The following is a 17,181-nucleotide window of genomic DNA, read 5'->3' as shown; positions in this document are numbered from 1 at the left end:
AATATTTAGCAAATAAATGTGGTTAATAAATTACTCTTTTCGTTCACAAAATAATACGCATACCTGCGACGCTCTGTGAAAGACATCCTAACTGCGCTAAGTACATAAATAAACCACGAATCGCAGCCCTAAGAAGCAAAATTGGGTAATTGGAGAGCAAACATTATGAAAATAGATCTAACTTTCAGCAAAACATCAAAAACTGCCTGTGATTTAGCTGTTTTTGTTGTCGATAAAGTTGATGAGTATCCTGCTGATATTGAAAATATTGCTGATGATAAACTGATCTCAAAAGCAGCCAAGCTCGCAGGTTTTTCTGCAAAATCAGGTGAATCGTTCACATTCATAGCGCCGGATGGTTCAAATTACGGCAAAGTTCTCGTGGTTGGTATTGGAAATGGTGAACTTGATGAGGTGAACCAATGGCTCAATCTAGGTGGGCAGATTTGCGCAAAAATAGGCACCGCTGAAAAGGTCAATGTTTTTACGAATTCCGCAAGCGAAGGTCAGAGTGAAGATCTCATTGCTCATCTTGCAGCCGGCTTAACATTACGCGCATATGACTTTGATCAGTATAAGACGGTCACTAAAAAAAAAGGTGCCGACAAAGTTCGCAAGATAAAGATTGTTGACGTAAATCATTTGAAAATTAAGAAGAGTTTTGTTGAACAGGATGCTATTGTTCAGGGTGTGATTTTAGCGCGCAACATGGTCAACGAGCCAGCGAATACACTCGGACCTGTGGAATTTGCAGCAGAAGCTAAGGCGCTCGAAGAATTTGGTATTAAGACTGAAATTCTCACTGAAAAACAAATGAGCAAGTTAGGGATGAACGCCTTATTGGGTGTTTCTTTAGGGTCCGAGCGTCCTCCCCGTCTTGCAATCATGCGCTGGGATGGTGGGAAAAAATCAGAAGCACCAATTGCATTTGTTGGAAAAGGGGTCGTGTTCGATACGGGTGGTATTTCCATCAAGCCTGCTGGCGGTATGGAAGATATGAAGGGTGATATGGGCGGTGCTGCCGCTGTTATTGGCTTGATGAAAACGCTTGCTATGCGGAAAGCCAAAACAAATGTTGTCGGTATTCTCGGTCTTGTTGAAAATATGCCTGATGGAAAAGCCCAGCGCCCTGGTGATATTGTCACGTCCATGTCCGGGCAGACTATTGAGGTGATTAATACTGATGCAGAAGGACGCCTTGTCCTGTGCGATGCGCTTCATTATTGCAACACACGTTTTAATCCGCAATTCATGATCAATTTAGCTACACTAACTGGCGCTGTTCTGGTGGCTCTTGGCAATCATCATGCTGGATTATTTTCTAACAATGATGAGTTGGCAGATCAAATCAGTGAGGCGGGTTTAAATACCAGAGAACGTGTTTGGCGCCTTCCGCTGGATAAAGAATACGATAAAATGATTGATAGTAAATTTGCTGATATGAAGAATACCGGTGGGCGCCATGCCGGTTCCATCACGGCAGCTCAGTTTTTGCAACGCTTTGTGGGTGAAACACCCTGGGCGCACTTGGATGTAGCTGGAACAGCAATGGGATCGCCAAAAACGGATATCAACACATCTTGGGGCTCAGGTTTCGGGGTTCGATTGTTAAATCAGTTGGTTGAACAGAATTATGAATAATGCACAAATTACATAATGGCAGAAATACTTTTCTATCATCTAACAGAAACAAGGCTTGAAGATACGCTGCCGCAGCTTTTGGAAAAAAGCATCGCGCGTGGCTGGAAAGCTTGTATTCATTGTGGGTCCGAAGAGCGATTAGATATTCTTGACAATCATCTTTGGACCTATCGTGAAGACAGTTTTTTAGCTCATGGCAAGGCTGGCGATGAAAATGCAGAACTGCAACCAGTTTTGCTCACCACATTAGGTGATAGTGCAAATAATGCACAAGTTCGCTTTGTTGTAGATATGGGCGAAGAGCCCAATGCAGATGAATGCGATAGAATTGTTTATATGTTCGATGGTCATGACCAAGAGCAATTAGAACGTGCACGCGCTCAGTGGAAGGCTTTTTCAAAGAGTGGAATGGAAAAAACTTACTGGCAACAAACCCCCGATCGTCGGTGGGTTAAAAAGGCCTAACATCTTTATAAATGAGACCTTTGAGGCTGTTTGGAATGTTTATCCATTAGAATTTACGTAAAAGTTTAATAACATAGTAAGTCTTTTGTAGAAATCTCACACCAAGATTAAAGGTGCACTCGGGAGACTTTATGTCCTTTAGAAAAGACAGCCGCGGACCAAACGGTCTCAATCAATTTAGTGACATAAACATTCTTCTTGTTGAAGATTCACGTACTTATCAGCAAATTATTTTTGATCAGCTTGATAAAACTTTTGGCGCAAACGTCACGATTTGTGCAAGTTATCAAGAAGTGCTTGATGCGGTCACATCAGGTGTCCAATACGAAGTGGCACTTACAGATTTGAATGTGCCTGGTGCTCCAAATGGCGAAGCAATGGATGAACTTCTGGCTCGTGATATTCCCACGGTGGTATTTACAGGCACGTTCTCGGAAGAAGTTCGTGATCGCATGTTGAACCGTCGAGTTATTGATTATGTGGTGAAAGACAATCCAGATTCTGCTCGAATATTGGCTGAAACAGCTCGTAAAGCATTGCTCAACCGCTATTCCAGTGTTCTGGTTGTTGATGACCAGAAAACAACACAAGCTGTTATGGTTGGCCTACTCGAACCGCAACTCTACAACGTTCACGCCGTGTTCAGTGGCAAAGAGGCATTGCACTTGCTGGAGCAAGGGCATCAGTTCGATTTGATCGTCACAGATTACAATATGCCGGGAATGAATGGAGATGAATTCGTCTCACTCGCTCGCAAGGGTAACTATAGCGAAGATATGCGGATCTTGGGTGTTTCATCAACGGGCAATAGTTTGATGTCGGCGCAATTTCTAAAGGCTGGTGCAAATGACTTTATGCAGCGCCCTTTTGCAGCGGAAGAGTTCCAGTGGCGTGTGAGTGAAAATGTTGAAACGGTCCGGCTAACCAAGCGCCTTAATGGCATGGCCTATCGTGATTTTCTAACAGAGCTATATAACCGTCGCTTCCTCTTTAGTGATGGTGCTGAATTGGTTCAAGAATCACATGCCGCGGGGCAGGTGCCTTCGGTCGTGATGATAGATCTGGATAAATTTAAATCTATTAATGATAAATGTGGTTATGCCGCAGGTGATTATGTCTTGAAGACTGTCGCTGACGTTATTAATTCAGCGGTCGATCATAGCAGTCAGATATTGACACGTTTGGGTGGCGAAGAGTTTGGTGTTGTGTTGCTTCATGGTGGTCTAGCTGCTGCAAATGAATTGGCCGAGCGGATTCGGGAAAAAATTGCTGCCACATCGATAACTTTAGGCAAAAAAACAATTAAAATTACAGCATCGATGGGCACAGCCCAATTTGCACCAAACGAGACAATCGATTCTATTTTAAATGTTGCTGATGTATATTTGCATGAAGCGAAAGCGGGTGGACGCAATCAGGTTGTTTCCCAACCAGAAAATACACTAAAGCGTACTGCGTAATTAAACCCGACTATATTCTTAAAGGGTGCCGCCGGTAAGGTTACCTGATAGGGCAGGTGAAGAACTCCGCGAAAGGGATAGGGCCTTTTCGCGGAGTTTGTTTATGTAAATTACGGATTGTCAATTTTGAACGCCGATTGCAGGATATCTAGCTGTTAGCTGCTTTCGCGCCCATTTTAGTTGCGCGATCCAGCCATTTTGGAATGTTTTTACTTCCGTTGAATTTGACAGATCCAAATTGGACGATGGCCTTCGGTTTAATGCCAACGAAATCAAATACCTGATTTTTGATCACGCGCCGCCCGGGCTTGCGGTAGTATATTGTGTCAAGCCATGGCGGGGTGTCCGACGTAATAATGGCATCACCCGTTCGTCCTTTTAGTAATTTGTCCCAACCCACTCCTTTGTCATGATATTTAAATGCAAATCCCGGTAATAGTCCTTGGTCCAAAACCGCCTTTGCCTGCGCCGGCATAGCCGCCCACCAATATGGATGAACAAACAAGACGTGGTCTGCCCATAACAAGTTTTCTTGCCATTCCTTTAGGTCAGGAGCAAGTGCAAGCCGTTTGCCATCATATCCTTTAAAGGCCTCTGCATTAAGAGTCATTTCGCTTAAATTCATCCGTCTTATTTCAGCGCCCGCAGTTTGTGCGCCTTGTTGATAATTGTCAGCAAGCGATGCGCAAAGGGAGGATGTATTAGGGTGTCCGACCCAAATAAATATCTTTTTTGTCATGTTAATTTCCAAAACGTGAGTAATGCTTATGTTTATAAACGTGACATATACTCATGTTTGTGTGATTGTCAATGAACTGAATCAAATGGAGATGAATTTGTCAGAAGCAGAACGTACATCAGATCGAATATTGCCGCGCAAACAACCGGTGCAAGAGCGTAGCCGCATTAGGTTTGAGCGAATATTGGAGGTGTCTTTAGAGCAGATTAGCAAGAAGGGGATTGATGCTGTTACAATGAACCAAGTTGCTGAAATTGCAGAGATTTCTATAGCATCGCTCTATCAATATTTTCCTGATAAAACGTCGATTGTCGCGACCTTGGCAGAGCGGTTTAATTGTGAAGGGCAGGATTGCGTAAGCGATGTTTTTGGGCATGTTGCGGAGATTGATCAGCTTAAGCCGGCGGTCTATGAGATGATGGATAGCTATTACGAGTTTTTTCAAACTGTTCCTGGAACCCGTGCCATTTGGCAAGCTGTTCAGTCAGATCCACAGCTGCACTACATAGATGAGGAAGACATGCTTCATCATACGCAATCGTTAAAAGATGTTATTTTGAGGGTCATGCCAAATTTTCCACCAGATGAGGCTGTTCGCATGGCGCAGCTGTTCACATCCATCATTGGTATGACTGTGCGGCAGGCCATCGCATTATCAGAACGAGAAGCATTGGCGCTCATTGAGAGCTGTAAGTCTCATATGTTAAGCCCCGCAATAGATAAACTTATAGACGAACATGTTGATCGGTGATTGAGCTATAACGCCCCGCATTTAGGCAGATGCGAGTGCTGCCTCATATTCTTCTGAACGTGTTGTCCATTCTTCTTCCAAAATAGTAACTTGATTGAGAAAATCCCCACGCTCAGCCGTAATTTGCGCCACGCGATCAGGATCTTTTTCATAAATCACCGGATCAGCCAGTTCTTCATCGAGCTTGGCAATTTTGGTCTCGACCTTTTCGATTTTGTTTTCGATCTCGGTCACCTTGCGTTTAAGAGGTTTAAATTTCTCGCGCGCTGCCGCTGCTTTTTTGCGTTGCTCAGCCTTAGACAGTTTTTTGGGAGCATCACTTTCAGCTTTCTTGGCCTTGGTTTTGCCGCCAACAACTAAATCACGATATTCATCCATATCGCCTTCATAAGTTGATACGGTGCCATTGTTGACGATCCAGAGGCGATCTACCGTGGCTTCAATCAAATAGCGATCATGGCTAATGAGGATCACAGCACCTTCATAGTCCGTCAGCGCCTGAATAAGGCTTGTGCGGCTATCGATGTCCAAATGGTTGGTTGGCTCATCGAGGATCAAAAGGTGAGGGCCGTCAAATGTTGCGAGCCCCATTAAGAGACGAGCTTTCTCGCCACCCGATAGCTTTTCAACAACGGTACCCATTTTCTCAGACGTTAAGCCCATGGCAGCAACACGTGCCCGAACTTTTGCCTCTGGTGCATCTGGCATAAGCGCACGAACGTGCTCAACAGGTGTTTCACCGGCGTGAAGGTCATCAAGCTGATGCTGGGCAAAAAAACCAATATTCAGTTTCGTGACACGGACAAGTTCACCAGTTTGATTTTGCAGGCGGTCCGAAATCAATTTTGCAAATGTCGACTTGCCATTACCGTTCATACCTAAAAGCGCAATCCGGTCATCAGCATCAATCCGTAAAGTAATATCACTTAGGATTGGCTTGCCGGGTTCATAGCCGCAAGATGCATTATCAAGCTTGATAATTGGCGATGAGACAGGTTTCTTCGGATTAGGAAAATTAAACTGAGAAACATTGCTCTGGACAACCGAGGCCACAGTTCCCATTTTCTCCAAAGCCTTGACGCGAGACTGTGCTTGCTTGGCTTTGCTTGCTTTGGCTTTGAAACGATCAACAAATTTTTGCAAATGCTGACGTGCAGCTTCGTTTTTTGCGTGCGCCTTTTCTTGCAAGATATCTTGTTCCGCCTTTTGGCGTGCAAACTGATCGTAGTTACCTTTGTAAAGCGTCAGCTTCTTCTGATCGAGATGGATGATCGAATTACATGCATTGTTTAACAGATCTCTATCGTGGCTGATAATGATGGCCGTGTAAGGATAAGAGCGAATATAGGCTTCAAGCCAAAGCGTACCTTCCAAGTCCAAATAGTTGGTAGGCTCATCAAGCAGCAACAAATCAGGCTGTGAAAACAAAATCGCAGCAAGTGCAACACGCATGCGCCAACCACCAGAAAAGCTTGATGCTGGTCGCCCTTGTGCCGCTTGATCAAACCCAAGGCCAGCCAAAATAGATGCAGCGCGGGATTCGGCAGAATGTGCATCAATATCGAATAATCGCATCTGAATGTCAGCAATACGGGTCGGGTCCGTCGCGGTTTCAGCTTCGAGCATCAGCTCGGTGCGTTCTTTATCGGCAGATAGCACGACATCAATTAGTGAATCTTCAGTTGATGGTGCCTCTTGCGCAACCTGGCCTATGCGGCACTGGCGCGGCAGGCTTATATCGCCCGTTTCAGCGCCAAGATCACCAGTGATAACGCGAAAGAGCGTTGATTTACCCGCTCCATTGCGGCCAACAATACCCGCTTTCATCCCGGTCGGGAGCGTGACAGAGGCATTTTCAATCAACAAGCGCCCGGCAATGCGAGCAGTAAGGTCTGTAATGGTAAGCATGGCATGGCTTTTATAGGGAGCTGATACGAATGCAAGCGGAAAGTTTATGATTGACAATGTCACACGATCATTACATCTATTTTGTATAGATGCAGACGGATAGTAAAAGAGGTCTATGTGCAGCGGTCATTACCCAAAGTCGTCGTCATTGGTGCTGGGATTATGGGCGCAACAACTGCTTTTTATCTTGCTGAGTCCGGTATGGATGTTACGCTTTTTGAAGCTCAGAATAAATGTGGATCGGGTGTAACAAGACATTCATTTGGATGGATAAACTCTATCAATATTGATCCTCATGCTTCGCCAGAATTGTATCGCTTAGCCCAAAGGTCATTTGAACATTATCAAGCGCTCAACGAAATGCTCGGTGGTATGTTATATGGTCATCAATATGGTTCAATATTCTGGAGGAAATCGTTCGAGGAAACAAAGTCGTTGTATGAACTGCACGCAAATGCTGGAGGTCACGTTAAGCTTCTTGGGCCAGATGAGTTTAAGAAAAAAGTTTCATTGGCTCAACAGGTCCCCGGTTGTGCAGTCTTTTCAACCAGAGATTTGGCACTCGATCCCATTCATGTCACTAAAACACTTCTTGGCGCAGCTAAATCGCGCGGTGTAAATGCGGTTTATGAGTATGATGTAACGAGGCTTGATGTTCGCTCTGGCAAGATAGCTGGCGTTATGGTTGCTGGAAGGTATCAAAACGTAGATGCTGTCATTGTGGCTGCCGGGACGCAAAGCCAACAATTTTTAAAAGATGTAACGTCGATCCCGCAGATAAAAGCTTCACCTGCTGCTCTTATTAAAACTTCTGCTATCAAAGGCAAATATCAGGGTGGAATTAAACCAATAATCAGAGGCCCTGATTTTGAAATGAGAGAAGTTGGTAACGGGCAATTAGCGTTTGCAGAATCGGTTCAAGCGGGGCAGAGTGAAGCCGACCTAGTAAAAGTTGGTGAGAATACGCTTCAACGGGCCTCGGAAATGTTTCCGCACCTCAATGAAGCGCGAGTTCAATCCGTGGGTATTGGCAATAGGCCTTGGCCGGAAAATCCATTGGTGGGTCGTGCAACTGATATCGAAAACCTTTATCTTGCTGTCATGCATCCGGGCTTTATTGCTGCACCTGAAGTTGCGATGATTATAACAGCCCAAATCCAAGAATAATCTCTACAGTTTCTGCTTGATCCAGATCAATATATCGATCATCAACATTGGTATAGTAGTTTTGCAATGTGGTTGGGAGGCTGCATTGCATACTTCTTATAAGCGGCAATATGGGAGGGAAATATGTCGTCATCTGGAATTACACCGAGAATGCTAAGGGTGAGAGCCCTCAAAGTGCAGAAGGTTTCTGCGCAAAATGTCAAAGATGCGCTTGCAGCAGGGTTCAGAGATTTTTTTCGCAATCCAATGCTCAGCATGTTTTTTGGATTAGTATATGCTGGGTTCGGTCTTGTTTTTTTGGCGGGCCTTGTCGTTTACGATAATCTTTGGATGATTATACCTGCTGGTGTCGGGTTTCCACTCATTGCTCCTTTTGTCGCGGTCGGGCTTTATGAAATGTCTCATCGTTATAAAACGGGTGAGAGCTTCACCTGGGGTGAAATTTTTACTGTTGTGTTACGACAGCAAAAGCGCGAATTCGGGTGGATGTCGTTCGTGGTTCTATTTATTTTTTGGAACTGGATTTTCGTTGCTCACTGGCTGTTTGCGGTGTTTTTGCAGTGGCACTCGATTTCATCGCTAACGAGTTTTTGGACAGTTATAACCACAACGACAGACGGATATGTCTTTCTGGCCGTTGGTACAGCTGTTGGCGCCGTATTGGCAACATTGTTGTTTAGCATTACTGTTATTTCCATGCCGCTTTTGCTCGACAAGGAAGTGGACTTTATTACGGCAATGCTCAAAAGCATTGATGCGGTTCAAAAAAGTCCGCTTGTAATGCTTGGTTGGGGTGTCGTGATTGCTATTCTGGTTTTCTTGGCGCTTTTGCCTGCCTTTATCGGTATTATTTTTATATTGCCAATTTTAGGTCATGCGACTTGGCATTTGTATGATGTCGCTATTAAAGATGAACATGTTGCTCAATGAGCCTATATTGCCAAGATGCAAAAAGGGCGAGGTAATCCCCGCCCTTATTCAAAGTTTATATCGGCTTTAATTAATTAGAACTCATCCCAGTTCTCAGCGTCATCAGCCGGAGCCGCGTTGCCGCTAAATGCACGACTTGCCTTGCTAATCAATGTCTTGACGGGGGAAGGTTTCGCAGAGTGTGTTTCATCGGCTTTAACCGGGCGAAGTGAAACTGACTTTGCTTCATGTTGCGGTTTGTCGAATACAGATTGTTGAGCAGCTCGCGTGGATGCCTGTTCGCTCAATTTGAATGTTGCAATCAGTCCTGTAAGTGTACTGACTTCGTCAGCAATTTGTTGCGTGACAGCCGTGTTTTCTTCAACCATAGCAGCATTTTGCTGCGTAACTTGATCCATAGAACTAACAGCATTATTGACTTCTTGAATGCCCGTCAACTGCTCATTGGCACCTTGTGATATTGTACTGATCTGACCATCAATTTCATTCACATGCTCAGAGATTTTTGCCAGTGCTTCACCTGTTTCGCGCACATGTAGCACGCCGTTTGAAACTTCTTCACCAGATTTTTGGATCAAGCTTTTGATCTCTTTTGCTGCATCGGCAGAACGCTGGGCAAGTTCGCGAACCTCTTGTGCAACAACTGCAAAACCTTTACCCGCTTCACCGGCGCGGGCGGCTTCAACTCCTGCATTGAGTGCAAGCAAATTCGTTTGGAAAGCAATCTCATCAATAACATTGATGATATTTGAGATATCACCAGATGCTTTTTCGATACCTTCCATTGCAGATACCGCATTACTAACAACAATACTTGATTGTTCGGTATCATCTCGCGCATTCTTAGCACGAGCAGCAGCTTCTTTTGCGCGTTCGGACGTTTCTTGCACTGTCGCGGTGATTTCATCGAGGGCCGCCGATGTTTCTTCCAAAGATGCAGCTTGTGTTTCCGTTCTGCGGGAAAGTTCACCCGTTGCATTGCTAATCTCACCGGAATTGTCTTTAAGGGTCGCAGACACAGATGTAATACGTGTCATAGATTGGCTCAGATTCTGCACAGAATCATTGAAATCGACGCGTAATCTATCCAGTTCTCCTTCGAACGATGTTGATATATTTGCCGTTAGATCACCATTTGAAAGTTTTTTGAGCCCACTGGCAAGTGCTTCAACAGCATCTGCAAGTTTTTGTGCTTCAAGTGCTTTTGCTTCTTCGTTTTGTTTTCGCTCCTGATCGCTGGCGGTGCGATTTTCCTCGTTTTCTTCCTCTAGGCGCTCCTTTTCAATCGCTGCATCGCGAAACACGGAGACAGCTTTGAAAATCTTGCCGATTTCATCGGAACGATTAATTCCTGATAATTCAATATTTGTTTCACCCTCAACCAGATGATTCATGTCATCTATGACTTTATCAAGTGGCTTGGTGATTGATCTTGAGAAGAGGAATGCCGCTACCATTGCTCCACCAATAAGAACGAGCGAAATAAGTAAAATGATATTTCTCATAGTGTTTGCGCCAGCAACAACCTCGCTATCAGCGATAAGTGCCGCCGCAATCCAGTCTTTACCTTGATAATCAATTCGAGCGGTTGAAATATGGAACATCTCATCACGATAAGAGTTAATGTAATCAACTGGTTGATCGGCGTAAGAATTTTCCAGAAGGTTTTTGGTAAGTTCAAGTTTTCGATTGAGTGACTCATTCTCGTCGGTTTTTTTCGAGTCTGTGATCATTAAACCGTCTGCTCTTAGGAGTAATGATTCACCGGTCGTACCTAATCCTGTCGTATTGTCCATGATCTGCGCAATTGGGTCGATCGCGACCTGAAGAACAAGAGTACCTAGCGGCCGTCCTCTTTTAGTCAGGCGTTTGGCAATAAAGGATGCAGGTGTATTGGCCGTTGGTGCGTATTTTTCAAAGTCATCGGAAGCGACAAAATCTGTGCTCTCATTTGCCATAACCTCGTTCCAGACTTTTGCAAGTCCAGTGTCTTTCCACTCGCCATTTTTCAGGTTTGTCGCGTAATCAGGTTCCTTGAAGACTGTATATATAATATCGCCTTTGTTATCTATCAGGAACAGGTCATAGTAACCTTGATGTCTTACAAACTCCCGTAGATAATTGTGGTACTTTTTATGAGCTTTATCATAAGTATCCTTTTCAGCGGTTTCCAGAGCATCTTTTTCGCCTACAGGATGAGGGTTGTCTGTAATGTAACGTTTTTGAAGTTCGGCTGTTTTATCTCCCGACATTAAGCCCCATGAGGATGCCATACCTACAAATGCGTTGGCTGTGTTCTCATCATTCGACATTCTGATCAGATCGGTTTCCACAGATTTGAGATAGCCTTCAATCTGGTTTCGCCGACCATCGGCAATAGCTTGAAGTTTTTCATCAGACTTTATGGAGAGATAATGGGAAGCAACAAAGTAACCCGCTATGCTTGCAATTCCTACGGAAAATAAAGTCAGTATAGCTGCTGCGACGGGTAGTTTTTTGGAGATATTCACGAGCGCACCTCACGGTAGAAATAATCAATTTCATGAACAAAAGCCCGAGAATTGCTTCATGCTAGTCGAAATTTTGGGGGGAATCGACCTCTCATAGTGTAAATTTGTGCTAAAGTACTCAATAAAGGCTTAATACTCTGCCACGAACTATTAGGTAGAATAATTGATGTAAATCGAATCTAGTTCCAAGTATAAATGATATTTGAACTTCATTTAAGCTCTTTTGGGTTGTATTTGGTTGATTTCAATTTGTTAGATCAAATATACGCCCATAGAACTCAACCAACTCATAACAAATCACAATAGTTGCAGTTTCTGGATCATAGAATGCATTCTCCTCACCGCACATGGTTGCGTGAATTTGTATGGGATTTGGAAGCATTACATAATTGTCTAAAATGGTTATCAGATCTTCCATTGCACCGCCTTGTTTCAATATATGATACGCTTCCTTCAACTCGCTTTTCGGTTTGTCAAAATTGATTTGAAAGGTATTTCTGTGATTGTCTGGAGCTTTATTAGGTTCCAGAACTGAGAACCAACTATCCGCTGTTAACTCAAAATTCGCGCCACATGTATCATAGTTCTCAGCTGCCAGATTAGCGGCTTTTGCGAGGTAATCAAATGCGATCGGGTCAACACCTACGAGATGGCAAACAATGCGATAGGCACGTTGAATATCAAGATCGTGCTCATCAAAGAAGCTGGCATCCTCCAGTTCTGCGTTATCTGAAAGCATAAACCAAAAATGAGCGGTATCAGCCAAGGCTAAATCGCCTAAATCAGTATCCTGATCGATAAGCGCAATGGTTGCGAAGTTATCGGCGGCATCTTCTTCTTGCCCAAGAACAGGCAGCTTGAGTTGATCAATCAGCATATGCCCTGCCTCATGGAGTGCAACATGCAGCGTGTTACCAATAATATAATTATCACGTTCGGTTACTCTTTGCGGGTCAAAAGCATGAGCAGGTAACATTGTAAGAAAGACTAGGAACAAGATTGTATAAATGCGCACAGTTAGCCGAAAAAGTGATAGAAATACCATTGAGATGTGCCTCTCTCGTGTTTAAAGCTGGGTAGACTATAACAGTTTTATTGTTGAGGTAAATTTATGACTATTCAGCTCTACGATCTTGTTGGAGAAGATACATCACGACCATTTAGCCCGCATTGCTGGAAGGTGAAAATGGCGTTGGCTCATAAAGGGTTGGAGTTTCAATCGGTACCCACGACATTCCTTGATGTTCCTAAAGTAGAAAATGGGTTCGGTAAAACCGTACCGATAATCCGCGATGGCGATATAGTTGTAAGTGATAGCTTTAAGATTGCGCTCTATTTGGACGAAACATATCCTGAAAAACCAAGCCTGTTTGATGGAGAGGGTGGGAAATCGCTTTCCAAATTCGTTGAAAGCTGGTGTCAGACCATGATCCACCCAACCGTCAGCACAGTTGCAGTTGAAGAGATCGGCAATATGCTGGGTTCAGATGATCAGGAGTATTTTATACCGCATCGGGAAGGCTTATTTGGCAGGTCACTCAGCACAGTAACAGGCGAGCGCGAGGAGTGGCTTGCAGAGTTTCCTAATCGGATCAAGCCGCTTGGACATATGCTGCGTTCCCAGCCTTTTTTTGGTGGTGAGTCACCAATTTTTGCAGATTACATTGTCTTTGGTGCGTTTCAATGGGCGCGGATTTGCTCAGTCAAACCGCTTTTGCCGGTCGATCATCTGGTTATGAAATGGTTTGAGCGTTGTCTGGAGCTACATGATGGGCTTGGTCGCAAGGTAGGTGCTGCCAGTTTGGTGGTAAAGTAAGCCTGCAAACGATAGGTTGGCTACTCACAATATTGACCATCTGTCATCAAATCGACATGCAGGCCTTGTTTAAAGGCCAAAACGCGGGTAAGAAGCCGCCGAAGGCATGTGTTATAGGCAATATGGCCGTGCTCCAAGATTTCTAACTGTGATTTTTATACTCCCAAAATGAAGGATATTATTATGGCGATCGAACGCACTTTTTCGATGATCAAGCCCGATGCAACAAAGCGTAACCTAACAGGCGCGATCACAAAGCGTTTTGAAGATGCGGGTTTTCGCGTCGTTGCTTCTAAACGCGTATGGATGAGCCTTCGCGAAGCTGAAGGTTTTTATGCAGAGCACAGCGAACGCCCATTCTTCGGCGAACTGACAGAATTTATGTCATCCGGCCCGACAATTGTTCAAGTACTTGAAAAAGACAATGCAATTGCTGCAAACCGCGAAATCATGGGTGCAACTAACCCGGCTGATGCTGACGAAGGCACAATCCGTAAGGACTTCGCATTGTCACTTGGCGAAAATTCTGTACATGGTTCAGATGCGCCTGAAACAGCTGCTCGCGAAATCGGCTACTGGTTTTCAGAAACAGAACTTGTTGGCTAATAGCGTTCAAGCAATTTTGGTCAATTAAGCCGGGGCTGAGTTTCAGCCTCGGTTTTTTTTGCCAGCAGGCCAACTGGAGAAGCGTTATACCAGTTCATCACGCACAGAAAACCTATTTTAGTGGTGAAAGCTTGGAGTGTTTGGTAATATATAATTTACCCTAATGGTCTCTAATCGCACGCTTAGTGCTAAGGAATTAAAGACCTAATGGCTGATCGTCGTGACACCCAAGATATAGTACCCTCAATTGACGTTGAAAATCGTAATGATTTGAGTATGTCGGAGGTGCAAGAGCTTGAACATCTGCGAAAACTTTCAACTCTGTGGAAAGATACGACAGAAATCATGGCGCAGGGTATTTTTGTCCACGATGCGACAAATATTCTGTTTTGCAACAAGCGCGCGAATGAGATTTTGGACGTTTCAGAAGAATTTTTGGCGGCTGGTAAGTCAATAAAGGAGTTCGTTAGATACCGTATCAATCGTGGAGACTTCGGTCATATAGACGATGCTGATGAATTTATAGAATATATCATCAATAATACGGTTGAAGGAACTGATCGTAATACTGTTATTAAACTTCCAAATGGTTTGGCAATTAAGACCGACGCAAAGGCACGACCTGGAGGTGGCGAGATTGTTACACTTACCGACATTACGATGGATCATGCCTATGAAGCCGAACTCCAGGATGTCAGAAGCCAAAGCCATGAGTTAAACACAATATTGGACGCCGCGGCTCAATCTATGGCGCAAGGTATCTTGGTTCACGATTGTGAAACGATCTTGTTTTGCAACAAACGAGCTAATGAATTTTTAGATATAAGCGAAGACTTTTTAGCTCGTGGCAAACCTTATGAAGGGCATCTGAAATACCTCATAGCCCGCGGAGACTTTGGTGAAACCGATGATGTAGATAAAAGCTACAGAGAGTTTGTAGAGGGTATAAAAGATGGGCAAGATCTTTCAAGCATTGCGCATATTCCGAATGGGCGTGTGATCCAGTCTTATGTTGTGCACCGTCCTGAAGGTGGTGAGATTGTAACCTTCACAGATATTACAGACGATCAACAGCGAGAAGTTGAATTAGAGAAAGCCAGAAATCGCACAAAGCAGCTGCATTCGATGCATGACGAAGCTGCCCACCAGATGGCACAGGGCTTTATTGTCCTGGATGGAGATAGGATAGTCTTTTCCAATGCAAAGGCTGCGATATTATTAGAGGTACCACCGCATTTACTTGAAGTAGGTTGTAGCATGGAAGCTATGATCCGCTACTCAGTTAAGCGCGGTGATTATGGTGCTGACCAAGCTAAAGCCGCTGTTGAGCAGATGCGTAACTGCCTCGTCAATAATGTTGCATATCAGATTGATCGTCTGACACCGTCTGGCCGTAGTTTACTCGCCGAGGTTACACCTCGCAAAGGTTCTGGCGCAATTGTAACTTACACCGATGTGACGGAGATGTCGCAGGCGCGTGAAAAAGCGGAAGAAGCAGAAAGAGCTAAGAGTGAGTTTCTGGCAAATATGAGCCATGAAATTCGGACGCCGATGAACGGTGTTATGGGCATGGCTGAGTTGTTGGCCAAAACAGAATTAGATGCCAAACAATCGATGTTTACAGACGTGATTGTAAAGTCTGGTGCCTCTCTTCTAACCATTATCAATGATATTCTAGATTTCTCCAAAATCGATGCTGGCAAAATGGAACTTGATCCAGCGCCGTTTAAACTTGCTGAGGCGGTGGAAGATGTGGCGACACTTGTATCGTCTAAAGCTGCCGAAAAAGATCTTGAGTTCCTGGTGCGTATAGACCCACAGATCTCCGATTTCGTTATTGGTGATGTTGGTCGGCTTCGCCAGATCATCACTAATATGATGGGGAATGCAGTAAAATTCACAGAAGAAGGGCATGTGTATGCCAATGTAATGGCTGTTGGCGACCTGAGGCAAGTTGGTCCTGACAAGATACAAAAGTTACGATTTGAGATCGAGGACACGGGTATTGGTATCCCGAAGGAAGATGTCAAAAAGGTATTTGATAAATTCTCTCAAGTTGATGCATCCTCCTCGCGAAAGCATGAGGGAACCGGCTTGGGTCTATCTATCGCTTCATCACTTATAAATTTGATGGGTGGTGACTTTGGTGTAATCAGTGAACATGGTAAGGGCACGACATTCTGGTTTGAAATTTCATTGCGGATCGATGAAAGCCAAAGGCAGGATAAACATTCAGCGGATGTTTCCGGTGCGCGGATACTTGTTGTTGATGACAATAAAGTCAACCGATCTATATTGCGAGAACAAATGGCATCGTGGGGGTTCGAGTGTGCCGCTGCTAATTCAGGGCGCGAAGCTCTGGCTTTCATGGATGCTGCGCATACACAAAAATTGAAAGTTAACTGCATTATTCTTGATTTTCAAATGCCTGAAATGACTGGTAGTGAAGTTGTTGCAGCACTTAAATCTGATGCACGCTATATAGATGTACCGATCATTATGTTGACGTCCGTTGATCAAACTGAAAATGGACGCTTGTTCTCAAGTCTAGGTATTCAGGCTCATCTGACCAAACCGACGCGCTCATCACATTTGTTGAAAACAATTGTTGATGTGTTGCAAGATGCCAGCTCCAATAAACCAAATGTTGTGCCAGCACGTCAGATTGCGACACCACCTGTCGTGATAGACAAAAAAAGCGCAAAAGACGCGGTGGTCGAGAATTCGGCTGATAGGGTTCAAGATGATGCGAAAATAGATATTTTGGTTTGTGAAGATAACGAAGTAAACCAAATCGTCTTTACGCAAATTTTGAAAAATGTTGGATATAAATTCAAAATCGCCCACAATGGACAACAAGGTGTTGCACTTTACCAAAAACATTTGCCTAGTCTTGTTCTGATGGATGTTTCTATGCCCATTATGAATGGCCATCAGGCAACACAAGAAATTCGCAAAATTGAAGCTGATAAAGGCATAAGAGTTCCTATCATAGGTGTGACGGCTCATGCTCTTAAGGGCGATATGGAAAAGTGCTTCGAGGTTGGGATGGATGATTATCTGTCCAAACCAATTTCGCCTGATGCTCTTGCTGACAAGTTAACGGCTTGGTTTGAGAAGTCCGATGTGGCGGCGAGCGCATAAACTGACCGCCACAATATTTTTAGGAACTTGTTCCAAAGTGCGTG

General features: G+C 44.2%; 13 protein-coding genes. 9 read left to right on the top strand and 4 right to left on the bottom strand.

Annotated elements, in window-relative coordinates:
* The first annotated feature begins 165 nt into the window (after nucleotides 1-165).
* The 3 genes from AB2J24_RS07845 (at nucleotide 166) to AB2J24_RS07835 (ending at nucleotide 3,566) form a co-directional block, all read left to right on the top strand.
* Nucleotides 166-1,641, top strand: a complete 1,476-nt coding sequence (locus AB2J24_RS07845; protein ID WP_367385067.1) for a leucyl aminopeptidase — start codon at nucleotides 166-168, stop codon at nucleotides 1,639-1,641.
* Between the two features lie 15 nt (nucleotides 1,642-1,656).
* The gene (locus tag AB2J24_RS07840) at nucleotides 1,657-2,106 is read left to right on the top strand and encodes a DNA polymerase III subunit chi (RefSeq protein ID WP_367385066.1); all 450 of its coding nucleotides are present in this window, start codon (nucleotides 1,657-1,659) and stop codon (nucleotides 2,104-2,106) included.
* A 131-nt stretch (nucleotides 2,107-2,237) separates the two neighbouring features.
* Nucleotides 2,238-3,566 (top strand): diguanylate cyclase, encoded by a 1,329-nt coding sequence (locus AB2J24_RS07835; protein WP_162651768.1) that lies wholly within the window; start codon nucleotides 2,238-2,240, stop codon nucleotides 3,564-3,566.
* A 148-nt stretch (nucleotides 3,567-3,714) separates the two neighbouring features.
* On the opposite strand, the gene AB2J24_RS07830 is transcribed toward AB2J24_RS07835, so the two are convergent.
* Entirely contained in the window at nucleotides 3,715-4,305 is a 591-nt protein-coding gene (locus tag AB2J24_RS07830; protein ID WP_162651767.1) for an NAD(P)H-dependent oxidoreductase, read from the bottom strand.
* Nucleotides 4,306-4,402: 97 nt separating this feature from the next.
* Between AB2J24_RS07830 and AB2J24_RS07825 the strand changes: the two genes are divergently transcribed.
* Complete coding sequence (locus AB2J24_RS07825) at nucleotides 4,403-5,056, top strand: TetR/AcrR family transcriptional regulator (protein ID WP_162651766.1); 654 nt, start codon at nucleotides 4,403-4,405, stop codon at nucleotides 5,054-5,056.
* Between the two features lie 21 nt (nucleotides 5,057-5,077).
* Here AB2J24_RS07825 and AB2J24_RS07820 read toward each other — a convergent pair whose 3' ends face one another.
* The gene (locus tag AB2J24_RS07820; RefSeq protein ID WP_367385173.1) at nucleotides 5,078-6,964 is read right to left on the bottom strand and encodes an ABC-F family ATP-binding cassette domain-containing protein; all 1,887 of its coding nucleotides are present in this window, start codon (nucleotides 6,962-6,964) and stop codon (nucleotides 5,078-5,080) included.
* Nucleotides 6,965-7,081: 117 nt separating this feature from the next.
* Between AB2J24_RS07820 and AB2J24_RS07815 the strand changes: the two genes are divergently transcribed.
* Nucleotides 7,082-8,131 carry an NAD(P)/FAD-dependent oxidoreductase gene (locus AB2J24_RS07815; protein ID WP_367385065.1) on the top strand — a complete coding sequence of 350 codons (1,050 nt, stop codon included), beginning with the start codon at nucleotides 7,082-7,084 and terminating at the stop codon, nucleotides 8,129-8,131.
* Nucleotides 8,132-8,254: 123 nt separating this feature from the next.
* Nucleotides 8,255-9,061 carry a DUF2189 domain-containing protein gene (locus tag AB2J24_RS07810; protein ID WP_367385064.1) on the top strand — a complete coding sequence of 269 codons (807 nt, stop codon included), beginning with the start codon at nucleotides 8,255-8,257 and terminating at the stop codon, nucleotides 9,059-9,061.
* Between the two features lie 74 nt (nucleotides 9,062-9,135).
* Here the strand turns inward: AB2J24_RS07810 and AB2J24_RS07805 are convergent, their stop codons facing one another.
* Together AB2J24_RS07805 and AB2J24_RS07800 are read right to left on the bottom strand one after the other, a co-directional pair.
* Nucleotides 9,136-11,571 carry a methyl-accepting chemotaxis protein gene (locus AB2J24_RS07805; protein WP_367385063.1) on the bottom strand — a complete coding sequence of 812 codons (2,436 nt, stop codon included), beginning with the start codon at nucleotides 11,569-11,571 and terminating at the stop codon, nucleotides 9,136-9,138.
* A 244-nt stretch (nucleotides 11,572-11,815) separates the two neighbouring features.
* Nucleotides 11,816-12,616, bottom strand: coding sequence for a DUF4344 domain-containing metallopeptidase (locus tag AB2J24_RS07800; RefSeq protein ID WP_367385062.1), 801 nt, complete (start codon nucleotides 12,614-12,616; stop codon nucleotides 11,816-11,818).
* 66 nt (nucleotides 12,617-12,682) lie between these two features.
* Here AB2J24_RS07800 and AB2J24_RS07795 point away from each other — a divergent pair, with 66 nt between their 5' ends.
* The 3 genes from AB2J24_RS07795 (at nucleotide 12,683) to AB2J24_RS07785 (ending at nucleotide 17,137) form a co-directional block, all read left to right on the top strand.
* Complete coding sequence (locus AB2J24_RS07795) at nucleotides 12,683-13,387, top strand: glutathione S-transferase family protein (RefSeq protein ID WP_367385061.1); 705 nt, start codon at nucleotides 12,683-12,685, stop codon at nucleotides 13,385-13,387.
* A gap of 183 nt (nucleotides 13,388-13,570) precedes the next feature.
* Nucleotides 13,571-13,993, top strand: a complete 423-nt coding sequence (gene ndk, locus AB2J24_RS07790) for a nucleoside-diphosphate kinase (RefSeq protein ID WP_162651760.1) — start codon at nucleotides 13,571-13,573, stop codon at nucleotides 13,991-13,993.
* Between the two features lie 207 nt (nucleotides 13,994-14,200).
* On the top strand, nucleotides 14,201-17,137 hold the full coding sequence (locus AB2J24_RS07785) for a PAS-domain containing protein (RefSeq protein ID WP_367385060.1): 2,937 nt from the start codon (nucleotides 14,201-14,203) through the stop codon (nucleotides 17,135-17,137).
* The last annotated feature ends 44 nt before the right edge of the window (nucleotides 17,138-17,181 follow it).

It is taken from the genome of Lentilitoribacter sp. EG35 (assembly GCF_040784015.1).
Lineage (GTDB): Bacteria > Pseudomonadota > Alphaproteobacteria > Rhizobiales > Rhizobiaceae > Lentilitoribacter.
This window is presented reverse-complemented; position numbering and strand designations above follow the sequence as displayed.